Genomic DNA, 11,029 nt, shown 5'->3' on the forward strand with positions numbered 1-11,029 from the left:
CCCCCGGACACCGTCGTCCAGGAAGGGGTGATGACGATGACGTCACGCACCGCCAAGTCCACCGCCCGCCCCACGCCCGTCGCGGCGTTGCATATCGGGTCCGGCGACCCCGTCTTGCTACTACACGGGTTCCTGCTGTCGCCACACTGCTGGGAGCAGGTCGCGCAGCGGATGTCGGCGCATTGCGAGGTCTACGCGCCCGCGTTCGCCGGGCACTGGGGTGGCCCGAAGGTAGAGGGCTGGGCACTTGATGTGTATGCCCTGGCCGATCAGATCGAGGACCAGCTCGACGAGCTGGGCTGGCATACCTGCCATATCGCGGGCAATTCGCTGGGCGGCTGGGTCGGCCTCGAACTGGCGCGACGCGGCAGGGCACGCACGCTCACCACGATCGCCGCGGCGGGCGGGTGGGCTTCGCCTTCGCTGAGTCAGGTCAGGATCGGCCTCAAGTTCGCGTCGATGATCCCCTTCATCGAGATCGGCAAGCGACTCGGCGGTGTGGCGATCAACAACGCGCTCGTGCAGCAGGTGGCCGCGATGCTGGTCACCAAGCACACCGGCGCCTTCGCTCGCCGTGACCGGGCGACCTTGCTCACCGCTGTCTTGCACTGCGACGCGATGCTCCCGCTGCTGCTCGGCAGCCTGCGCGCGCCGGGCATGGACGACCTCGACCAGCTGAGTACCCCGGTGCGGATGCTGCTGGCCGAATACGACCGGATCATCCCCAACAGCGTGTACGCCACCCGCTACCTGCGCGAACTTCCCGAGGACGCGGACCGGATCCTGGTGCACGGAGTCGGGCACGTGCCGATGCTCGAGGCGCCGGACCGGATCGCGACGCTCATCGCCGAGCACATCTACGCCAGCCGCGGGCACCTGCGCGCGGTCTGAACACCCGGCCGCGATACTCGCGGCCGGGCTCACGACTACTTCCCGAGCAGACCCTTGGCGATGTGGGTCACCTGGATCTCGTTGCTGCCCGCGTAGATCATCAGCGACTTCGCGTCACGGGCCAGCTGCTCGACCCGGTATTCGCTCATGTACCCGTTGCCGCCGAACAACTGCACCGCCTCCATCGCCACCTCGGTCGCGGCCTCGGAGCAGTACAGCTTCATCGCCGAGGCCTCGGCCAGGCTCGGTGGCTTACCCGCGCGGGCGCGCTCGAGCACGTTGAACACCATGTTCTGCACATTGATTCGCGCCACTTCCATCTTGGCCAGCTTGAGCTGGATCAGCTGGAAGCGACCGATCTCCTGCCCCCACAGCGTGCGGGTGCGCGCGTAATCGACACAGAGCCGGTGACATTCGTCGATCACACCCAACGCCATGAAACCGACGCCGATCCGCTCGGCGGTGAAACTCGCTCTGGCGCTTTCTCTTCCGTCGCCACCGGTGTGTTCCTCGGTCTCGCCGAGCAGCCGGTCCTTGCCGAGCCGGACATTGTCGAAGAACAGTTCGCCGGTCGGTGAGGAGTGCAGGCCCATCTTCTTGAACGGTTTGCCCTGGGTGAGGCCCTCCATGCCCGTGTCGAGCACGAACGTGAGCACCTTGCGGTCGCGCCTATCGGTGCCGTCGCGCTCGTCGAGCTTGGCGTAGACGATTATCACGTCGGCGCACGGGCCGTTGGTGATGAAGGTCTTCTGGCCGTTGAGGATGTAGTCCTCGCCGTCGCGTTCGACGCGAGTCTGCATGCCGCCGAACGCGTCCGAGCCGGAGTCGGGTTCGGTGATCGCCCAGGACGCCACCTTGCGCAAGGTGACGATGTCGGCCAGCCAGCGCTGCTTCTGAGCCAGGGTGCCCCGCGACATGATGGTGGTGGCACCGAGCCCGATGCTCACCCCGAGTGCGGATACCAAACCCATACAGACGCCGGACAATTCGCTGATCAGGACCGCCATCATCGACTGCTGATCACCGAACGGGCTGCCCGGCTTCTTGCCGCCCTCGCTCGGACCCGCCGCCTCCTTGGCGAGCATCTTCGCGACGGCGTCCTCACCCATCGCATCGATCCCGAACTGGCTGAACAGCTTGCGCAGGATCGGATACGGCAGCATCTCACCGCTGTCGAGGGCGTCGAGGTTCGGCCGGACCTCCTTGTCGATGAACGCCCGCACAGCGTCGCGGATCATCAGATCGGTCTCGGACCATTCGAACACTCTCGTCTCCTGACGCTCGCTCCACCCAAAAACATACATCCGTGCTTGTTTTTGCGCGGCGATTTCGGGCTTCGCCGTGTTCAGATCAGTTTGCGAACCAGAGGCATGGGGAGGATCCGCAGGGCGAGGCCGAACGGCACCCACGGCCAACCGGGGACGTAGGCCTTGACGCGGCGCTTCTCGATCGCGCCCACGATGGCGCGCGTGCCCGTTTCGGTGTCCACCATGAACTTCGGCTGATGCTTGACGCGGTCGTTCATCTCCGAGCGGATGTAGCCGGGGTAGATCACGGAGACATCGACACCCGGAATCGCTTCCGCGCGAAGACCTTCGGCCAATGCCGCGACGCCCGCCTTGGTGGCCGCGTAGGTGGTGAGCGTCTTCGGCATGCCGCGCAGGGCCGAGATCGACGAGATCATCACGAGGTGGCCGCGGCCCTGCGCGCGGAAGATCTTCAGCGCGGCCTCGCTCTGGGCAAGGGCGGCAAGGAAATTCACCACCGCGGTCTCGCGGTTGGCCTTGTGATGGCCGGTGCCCAACGGTGCGCCCTTACCGAGGCCCGCGTTCACGATCACGCGGTCGACGGTGCCGAATTCGGCGGCGAACTCGTCGAAGACGGTGAACACCGCGTCGTCGTCGGTGACGTCGAGCTGCTTCACCGAGACGACGCGGTGTGGGTGCGCGGCGAGGATCTCGGCGCGCAACTCGTCGAGCCGTTCGGTGCGGCGCGCGCACACGCCGAGGTCATAGCCCAGCGCGGCGAACTGGCGGGCCATCTCGGCGCCGAGCCCCGAGCTCGCCCCGGTGATCAGGATGGTGCCCCGGCTCACGACAGCGCCGCGGCTTGTCGGGTGGTGATTCGCGATTCCATGTGCACACGCTAACCACCACACGGTCGGCCGAGGTCAGCGGGCCGCGACCAGCCTGGCCGCGTTGGCCGCCGCGTCGTCGCCCGCCTCGTTGGCGGCGAGTTCGGCGTGGACCCGGTCGTAGTACCGGTTGATCTCGGTGTTGGTGGTCTCCTCGTTCCAGCCGAGCAGGGGCGCGATCAGGCGGGCGACCTCCGGTGCGGCGGCGAGGCCACGATCGGGGACCTCGATGGAGATGCGGGTGCGACGGGTGAGGATGTCGTCGAGGTGCAGCGCGCCCTCGTTGGTGACGGCGTAGACGATCTCGGCCGCGATGTAGTCCGAGGCACCCGGAATCGGGTGGCGCAGTGCGGGATCGGCGGCGATGAGGTCGAAGAGGTCGGTGGTCAGCGAGCCGTAGCGGCCGAGCAGGTGTTCGACGACGTCGACGGGCAGTCGCTGCGACACCGCAAGTGCCGGCACCTCGGCGAGCATGTCGAAGTAACCTGCCGCGCCGACGATGGGCAGCTGCGCGGTCGACGAGGCCGGAATCTGCCCACCGAGGCGGGCGACGGCGGCGTCGACGACATCGGCGGCCATCACCCGGTAGGTCGTGTACTTGCCACCCGCGATCACGAACAGGCCCGGCGCGGGTTCGGCGACGGCGTGTTCGCGCGAGAGCTTCGCGGTTTCCTTGGTGGCGCCGGTCATCAGCGGGCGAAGACCCGCGTAGGTACCGACGATGTCTGCCCTGGTCAACGGCTCACGCAGCAGCGAGTTGACGTGGTCGAGGATGTATTGCACGTCGGCGGCGGTGGCCGTGGGGTGGTTCTTGTCGAGGGCCCATTCGGTGTCGGTGGTGCCGATGATCCAGTGCTCGGCCCACGGGATCACGAACAGGACCGACTTCTCGGTGCGCATGATCATGCCGGTGTGCAGGTTCAGCCGGTCGCGCGGCACGAGGATGTGCACGCCCTTCGACATCTGGACGTGGAACGGGAAGTCCACGCCGGTCATCTTGATCATGTCGTCGGTCCACACACCGGTCGCGCTGATCACCGCGCGGGCCCGAATGGTGTGCGTCCGGCCGGTTTCCAGGTCTTCCACCCGCGCGCCGACGACCTTCTCGCCGTCGCGTTCCAGCCCGATCACCTTGGTTCTGGTCAGCACCGTGGCACCGTTGTCGGCGGCGGTCCTGGCGATCATCATCGTGTGGCGGGCGTCGTCGACCTGCGCGTCGTAGTAGCGGATGGCACCGGTCATCGCGTCGTCACGCAGTGCGGGCGCGAGTTCCAGTGCGCCGGAACGGGTCAGGTGCTTGTGCATCGGCACCGAGCGCGCGCCGCCGAGCGTGTCGTAGAGGGCGATACCGGCACCGATGTAGGCGCGCTCCCACACCCGGTGCTGGAGGGGGAACAGGAACGGCACCGGATGCACCAGGTGCGGCGCGAGCGTATTCAGCAGCAGCCCACGCTCTTTGAGCGCCTCGCGCACCAGCGCGAAGTCCATCTGCTCCAGGTAGCGAAGGCCACCGTGGATGAGCTTCGACGATCGGCTAGAGGTGCCCGCGGCGAAATCGCGTGCCTCGACCAGAGTGACGGACAGCCCGCGCGCGGCGGCGTCGAGCGCGGCACCGGCGCCGGTCACGCCGCCGCCGATGACAAGGACATCGACCTCGGCGGTGTCGAGCGTGCCGACAGCCTGCTCACGGTAGGTGGGGTCCAGTTGCACAGACACGATGATCTCCTTCTCGAAAGTATTGTGGTGACTCAGATTTCGGCCCAGTCGAGCGTGCGCTCGACGGCCTTGAGCCAGCGGCGGTAGCCGTGTTCGCGTTGCTCCTGCGACCAGGTCGGGTACCAGCGGACGTCTTCGGACCAGTTGTCGAGCAGTTCGCCGGTGCCGCTCCAGAAGCCGACGGCCAGTCCGGCGGCGTAGGCGGCACCGAGGGCGGTGGTCTCGGCGACGACCGGTCGCGAGACCGGGACGCCGAGCAGGTCGGCTTGGATCTGCATGGCCAGCTGGTTCACGGTGACGCCGCCGTCCACCCGCAGGGTCGCCAGCCGCACACCGGCGTCGCGCTGCATGGCCTCGACCACGTCGCGGGTCTGGTAGGCGATGGATTCCAGGGTGGCCCTGGCCAGGTGGGCATTGTTGCTGTAGCGCGACAGGCCCACCACCGCGCCGCGGGCATCGGGTCGCCAGTACGGCGCGAACAGGCCGGAGAAGGCGGGCACGAAGTACACGCCGCCGGAATCCTGTACCTGACCGGCGAGATCTTCGATCTGCGCGGCGCCGGCGATGATGCCCATCTGGTCGCGCAACCACTGCACCGCGGACCCGGTGACCGCGATCGAACCCTCCAGCGCGTAGGCGGGCTTGTCGGTGCCGAACTGGTACGCGACGGTGGTGATCAGGCCGTGGTTCGAGCGCACGATCTCCGTGCCGGTATTGAGCATCAGGAAATTGCCTGTGCCGTAAGTGTTCTTGGCCTCGCCGGGCTGGAAGCACACCTGCCCGACACCCGCGGCCTGCTGGTCGCCGAGTACGCCCGCGATGGGCACCGAACCTTTGAACGGGCCGTCGGGTTTCGTCGTCCCGAACAGTTCCGGGTTCGACGACGGTGCGATGGTCGGCAGCATGGCGCGTGGGATGCCGAAGATGGCGAGGAGTTCGTCGTCCCAGTCCAGGGTTTCGAGATCCATCAGCATGGTGCGCGAGGCGTTGGTGGGGTCGGTGACGTGCACGCCGCCGGTGAGGTTCCAGATCAGCCAGCTGTCGAGGGTGCCGAACAGGGCGTCACCGCGCTCGGCATCGGCGCGCACGCCCGCGATGTTGTCCAGGATCCACTTCAGCTTGCCGCCGGAGAAGTACGGCGCGGGCGGTAGGCCCGTCTTCTGGCGGATCAGCGCGCTGTGCCCGGCGGCATCGAGGTCGGCGATGATGCGGTCGGTGCGGGTGTCCTGCCAGACGATGGCGTTGCCATAGGGGCGGCCGGTGCGGCGGTTCCACACGACGGTGGTCTCGCGCTGGTTGGTGACGCCGATGGCGGCGAGGTCGTCGGCCGTGAGGTCGGCGAGCGAGAGGGCGGTCTTGACGACGGTGCGGGTGCGTTCCCAGATCTCGTCCGGATTGTGTTCGACCCAGCCAGGGCGCGGCATGATCTGGGAGTGTTCGAGCTGATGGCGAGCCACAACGGTGCCTTTGTGGTCGAAGACCATGAATCGCGTCGACGTCGTGCCCTGGTCGATCGCGCCCACGTACCGGTTCATTTGTCGTCCTTCCCGGACCTCACCATTGAGTCCGTCGATCGGGCATCGCGGCCCGAAATCCACGCTAAGAACGCGCGGGCGCGTACACCACACGCACCGTTCGACAATGCCGAACGGTGGTAGGTTCGGGGCCATGCCTGGCCCGATCCAGTCGATCGAACGCGCCGCCGCCGTGCTGCGTCTGCTCGCGCGCGGGTCGGGACCGCTGGGCGTCGGCGAGATCGCGACCGCGCTCGACCTGGCCAAACCCACCGCGCACGGCATCTTGCGGACGCTGCTCGGGGTCGGGTTCGTCGGCCAGGACGCACGCACCGGCAAGTACCTGCTCGGCCCCGCGATCGGCGAACTCGGGACCGATCGGCTCGATGTGAACGAGTTGCGTTCCCGGGCGATCCACCGGGCCGACGCACTCGCCTCCCGTTCCGGGGAATCGGTGCGCATCGCGGTGGCGCGCGAAACCGGGATCACGGTCATCCACCACGTCTTCCGGCCCGACAACAGCGTGCAAGCCCTGGCGGTCGGCGAAATACTTCCGGCCCATGCGACCGCGCTCGGCAAGGTACTGCTGGCCTATGACGCCGCAGCGGAAGCCGGTGCGCTCCAAGGGTTCACCCGGCGGACGATCACCGAGCGCGACGGGCTCGACCGTGCGATCGCCGAGGTTCGGCGGCGGGGTTGGGCGGACGAAGTCGAGGAGCACCGCTCTGGCGAAGCGGGGATCGCCGCGCCCGTTCGGGCCAGAGGTGGGCTCGTCGTCGCGGCCATCGGCATCACCGGGCCGACAGACCGGCTGTGCGACAACCGCTTACAGGTGCGGCCGGCCGCGATCGAGCAGGTGCGCGCCGCCGCGCTCGCCGTGCACCGTGACCTGACGGCAGCACGATGAGCCCCACCACCGCGGTAGCGGCCGACAACGAGAGCAGACGACGATGACCCAACGTTTCGTGCTGGCCATCGATCAGGGCACCACCTCGAGCCGGTGCATCGTCTTCGATCAGCACGCCCGGCTGGCCGGAATGGCGCAGCGGACACATCGCCAGCATTACCCCAGGTCGGGGTGGGTGGAGCAGGATGGGCTCGAGATCTGGCGGACGGTCGAGCGGATCGTGCCCGCGGCGCTGCGTGATGCCGGGATCACCGTCGACCAGGTGGCCGCGATCGGCATCGCCAATCAGCGCGAGACCACTGTCGTGTGGGATCGGCACACCGGACTGCCGGTGCGGCTGGCCATCGTCTGGCAGGACGTGCGCACCGAAGAGCTGGTCGATCGGATGAAGGAGTTGCCCGGCGCACAACGCATTCCGGAGTTGAGCGGTCTTCCGTTGGCCACGTACTTCGCCGCACCCCGCCTGCGCTGGCTGCTCGACAATGTCGATGGCCTGCGCGCCAGAGCCGAACGCGGCGACGTTCTCTTCGGCACCATGGAATCCTGGCTCATCTGGAACCTGACCGGCGGCGCCGAGCACGTCACCGATGTCACCAACGCGGGCCGCACCCTGCTGATGAACCTCGCCACCCGCCAGTGGGATGCGGAACTGTTGCGGTTCTTCGACATTCCGCCCGCCATGCTTCCCCGCATCGAACCGTCGACCGGCGATTTCGGCACCGCCCGCACCGTCGTTCCCGGCGTGCGGATCGGTGCCGCCCTCGGCGACCAGCACGCAGCGTTGTTCGGCCAAACCTGCTTCGCCCCAGGCGAAACCGAATGCACCTACGGCACCGGCGGCTTCCTCATGATGAACACCGGCACCGAACTGATCCGCTCCGAACACGGCCTGCTCACCACCATCGGCTACCAGGTCGGACCCGAACCGGTCTACGCGCTGGAAGGCCCGATCGCGGTCACCGGGTCCCTGGTCCAATGGCTGCGCGACATCGTCGGCCTGATCGCCACCGCCCCCGAAATCGAGACTCTCGCAAGCACAGTCGACGACAACGGCGGCTGCTACCTCGTCCCCGCCTTCTCCGGCCTCTACGCCCCCCACTGGCGCAGCGACGCCAGGGGCTTGCTGATCGGCCTGACCTCCTATGTCACCAAAGGCCACCTCGCCCGCGCCGTCCTCGAGGCCACCGCCTGGCAAACCCGCGATGTGGTCGAGGCCATGAACGCCGACGCGGGCCTACACGCGAAATCCCTGCGAGTAGCAGGCGGCATGGCCTCCAACAACCTGCTCATGCAGATAATCGCCGACGTCCTCGACACTCCGGTCATGCGCCCCCTCGTCACCGAGACGGTCTCCCTCGGCGCCGCCTACGCGGCGGGCCTCGCCGTCGGCTACTGGCCGGATCTCCAAGGCCTACGCCGCAATTGGAAGGTCGCCGCCCAATGGATCCCTTCCCCGGACCGCCGAATCCGCGACGACGAATACGAACGCTGGCAGCGAGCCGTCCAACTCAGCGTCGGCTGGGCCCGCCCTGCCGGTTAGCTCCGCTGGGAAGCATCGTCAATGGATGCGCGTCAGCCGAAGAGTTCGTCGGTCCGAGTGGCGGTGACCGCCTGCGTCAACCAAGCGGTGAGTTGGTCGAGGTCGGTGCACGCGGCCAGCTGATCGCGTTGCGCGGCCGAAAGCTCGAGCCCGCGTGCGGTCAGCACCGTGAGCACCGCATGCGCACGTTCGTTCGCCACGTACTTGGTGGCGATGCGACCACTGTATTCGGGCATGCTCTCCATCAGTTCCTCCAGACGTCGGCTTGCCGCGACGGTCAACGCGTCGTCGACCAGATCAAAGTACATTTTCGCATGCTCGTCGTCGGTTTTCATCAACCCAGCGAGGAAAGCTCCGAGGACCTCCTCCATCTGTGGGCCCGCACCGTGGGCGATCGCCGACAAGGTCGCCCGTTCGGGACAGCGTCGGGCCTCCTCGGGGTCGATCACGACGGGAAAACGATCGGGACCGAGCACCAGCGGTTGGATGACCGATCCGACGGTGTCGAGCTCGATTGGCTGCTCGGCCCACTTCGCGACCTTCCTGCTCGGCGTCACCACCAACAGAACCACCGGGCAACACAGCCGCGATCGCAGGGTGGTCAGGTAGACCGGCCATTTCCAGCGCCGAACATCCTCCTTGGCCAACTGCACCTCGACGCACACACCGAGAACGGGCATGTCCCGATCGTCGTGGGTGCTGAGCGCGAGGTCACCGCGAAACTCCTTGGGCCCGACATCGGTGAAATCGCACGGCTCAGCCCGCATTTGAGACAGGCCGGGCAGCGGGATACTGAACTCTTCAGCCAGCAGCGACGGGGCAAGTAGTAGATCCGTGCGGAACAGGTCAAGCAAACCTTCGTGCAGGTGGCTCGGCATGTGGGGCACAGTATGTCGAGTGGAGGAGCGGCTCCAATCGGTTACGGCGTGTTGGGTGCCGTGCGGCGTTGCAGGAACACCGTGAGAGTGAACAGGAGGACGCCGGCTACGGCGAGGATCGCGCCGACCATGGCGGGCGCGGTGTAGCCGAGGCCGGCGGCGATGACGAGGCCGCCGAGCCAGGCGCCTGCGGCGTTGGCCATGTTCAAGGCAGCGTGGTTGAGGGCGGCGGCGAGGGTTTGGGCGTCGGCGGCTACGTCCATCAGGCGGGTTTGCAGGCCTGGAGCCAGGGCCGCGCCGGAGGCGCCGACGAGGAAGGCGCCGATCGCGGCGGTGATGGGGTTGTGGGCAGCCAGGACGAAGCCGGCGAGGATGACCACCATCGCGATCATGGCGACGAAGATCGAGCGGTCGACGCCGCGGTCGGCGAGGATGCCGCCGCCGATATTGCCCACGATCATGCCGAGGCCGAACAGGGCGAGCACGATCGGCACCGCGCCGATGGGCATGCCGGCGACGTCGGTCATGGTGGTGGCGATGTAGGTGTAGACGGCGAACATGCCGCCGAAGCCGATCGCGCCGACGGCCAGGGTGAGCAGCACCTGCGGGCGTCGCAGCGCACCGAGTTCGGTCATCGGGTTGGTGATCTTCATGCTGGTCAGGGCTGGGACGTAGCGCCATAGCGCGGCCACCGTGGCCACGCCGATCACCGCGACGACCACGTAGGCGTCACGCCAGCCGAGGTGCTGGCCGAGCCAGGTCGCGCCGGGCACCCCGATCACATTCGCGACGCTGAGCCCGAGCATGACCGCGGCCACCGCCTTGGCCCGCTGGCCGACGGGCGCGAGCGTGGCCGCCGCCAGCGAAGCGACACCGAAGTACGCCCCGTGGGGCAGGCCGGACACGAAGCGGGCCAGCACTAGCGTGCCGAAAGTCGGTGCGAGGACCGTGGCGATATTGCCGATGGTGAACGCGATCATCAAGGCGATGAGCAGTTTCTTGCGCGACACCCTGGCACACAACGCGGCGATCAGCGGCGCGCCGACCACCACACCCAGCGCGTACGCCGACACCGCATGTCCGGCCGACGGCTCGGAGATATCGAAGGCCCGCGCGATATCGGGCAGCAACCCCATGGTCACGAACTCGGTGGTCCCGATCCCGAATCCACCCAGCGCCAACGCGAGCATCGCCGGGACATGCCAACTGGTACGTGGCTCGCCGAGGCGATCAGGGGCTGCGATGGAAGAAGTCACGCTTCCATGCAACGGGCACGGGTACCCGTTCGCTACCCGAGAAGAGCGTGAGTTAGCCCACCGCGGGGAACAACCGCCGGGTACGGACGCAAAAGCGGGCGCCACGGGTTCGATGGGGGCGCCGGGGGCGTATAAACAAATACCAGCCCCCCACACCGATTACAATCGGGGGTGGGGGGGGGTGGGGGTGGAG

General features: G+C 67.5%; 9 protein-coding genes. 3 read left to right on the forward strand and 6 right to left on the reverse strand.

Going from position 1 to position 11,029, the window contains the following annotated elements; translation table 11 throughout:
• The first annotated feature begins 36 nt into the window (after window positions 1–36).
• Window positions 37–891 (forward strand): alpha/beta fold hydrolase, encoded by an 855-nt coding sequence (locus tag ACFWPX_RS23325; protein ID WP_378929068.1) that lies wholly within the window; start codon window positions 37–39, stop codon window positions 889–891.
• A 35-nt stretch (window positions 892–926) separates the two neighbouring features.
• On the opposite strand, the gene ACFWPX_RS23330 is transcribed toward ACFWPX_RS23325, so the two are convergent.
• The 4 genes from ACFWPX_RS23330 to glpK (ACFWPX_RS23345) form a co-directional block, all read right to left on the reverse strand.
• A complete protein-coding gene (locus ACFWPX_RS23330; protein ID WP_378929069.1) occupies window positions 927–2,156 on the reverse strand; it encodes an acyl-CoA dehydrogenase family protein in 1,230 nt (409 codons plus the stop codon).
• Between the two features lie 80 nt (window positions 2,157–2,236).
• Entirely contained in the window at window positions 2,237–2,986 is a 750-nt protein-coding gene (locus ACFWPX_RS23335; RefSeq protein WP_378929070.1) for an SDR family oxidoreductase, read from the reverse strand.
• Between the two features lie 75 nt (window positions 2,987–3,061).
• The gene (gene glpD / locus ACFWPX_RS23340) at window positions 3,062–4,741 is read right to left on the reverse strand and encodes a glycerol-3-phosphate dehydrogenase (RefSeq protein ID WP_378929071.1); all 1,680 of its coding nucleotides are present in this window, start codon (window positions 4,739–4,741) and stop codon (window positions 3,062–3,064) included.
• Between the two features lie 32 nt (window positions 4,742–4,773).
• Window positions 4,774–6,276: a glycerol kinase GlpK gene (gene glpK, locus ACFWPX_RS23345; RefSeq protein WP_378929072.1), complete on the reverse strand. Its 1,503-nt coding sequence runs from the start codon at window positions 6,274–6,276 to the stop codon at window positions 4,774–4,776.
• A gap of 133 nt (window positions 6,277–6,409) precedes the next feature.
• Here glpK (ACFWPX_RS23345) and ACFWPX_RS23350 point away from each other — a divergent pair, with 133 nt between their 5' ends.
• Together ACFWPX_RS23350 and glpK (ACFWPX_RS23355) are read left to right on the forward strand one after the other, a co-directional pair.
• Window positions 6,410–7,162: an IclR family transcriptional regulator gene (locus ACFWPX_RS23350; protein ID WP_378929073.1), complete on the forward strand. Its 753-nt coding sequence runs from the start codon at window positions 6,410–6,412 to the stop codon at window positions 7,160–7,162.
• 43 nt (window positions 7,163–7,205) lie between these two features.
• Window positions 7,206–8,702 carry a glycerol kinase GlpK gene (glpK, locus tag ACFWPX_RS23355; protein ID WP_378929074.1) on the forward strand — a complete coding sequence of 499 codons (1,497 nt, stop codon included), beginning with the start codon at window positions 7,206–7,208 and terminating at the stop codon, window positions 8,700–8,702.
• A gap of 32 nt (window positions 8,703–8,734) precedes the next feature.
• Here the strand turns inward: glpK (ACFWPX_RS23355) and ACFWPX_RS23360 are convergent, their stop codons facing one another.
• On the reverse strand, window positions 8,735–9,580 hold the full coding sequence (locus ACFWPX_RS23360; RefSeq protein ID WP_378929075.1) for a hypothetical protein: 846 nt from the start codon (window positions 9,578–9,580) through the stop codon (window positions 8,735–8,737).
• A gap of 41 nt (window positions 9,581–9,621) precedes the next feature.
• Window positions 9,622–10,770, reverse strand: coding sequence for an MFS transporter (locus ACFWPX_RS23365; protein ID WP_378929108.1), 1,149 nt, complete (start codon window positions 10,768–10,770; stop codon window positions 9,622–9,624).
• Window positions 10,771–11,029: the final 259 nt, after the last annotated feature.

The sequence above is a fragment of the Nocardia sp. NPDC058518 genome (genome assembly GCF_042719655.1).
Taxonomy (GTDB): Bacteria; Actinomycetota; Actinomycetes; order Mycobacteriales; family Mycobacteriaceae; genus Nocardia.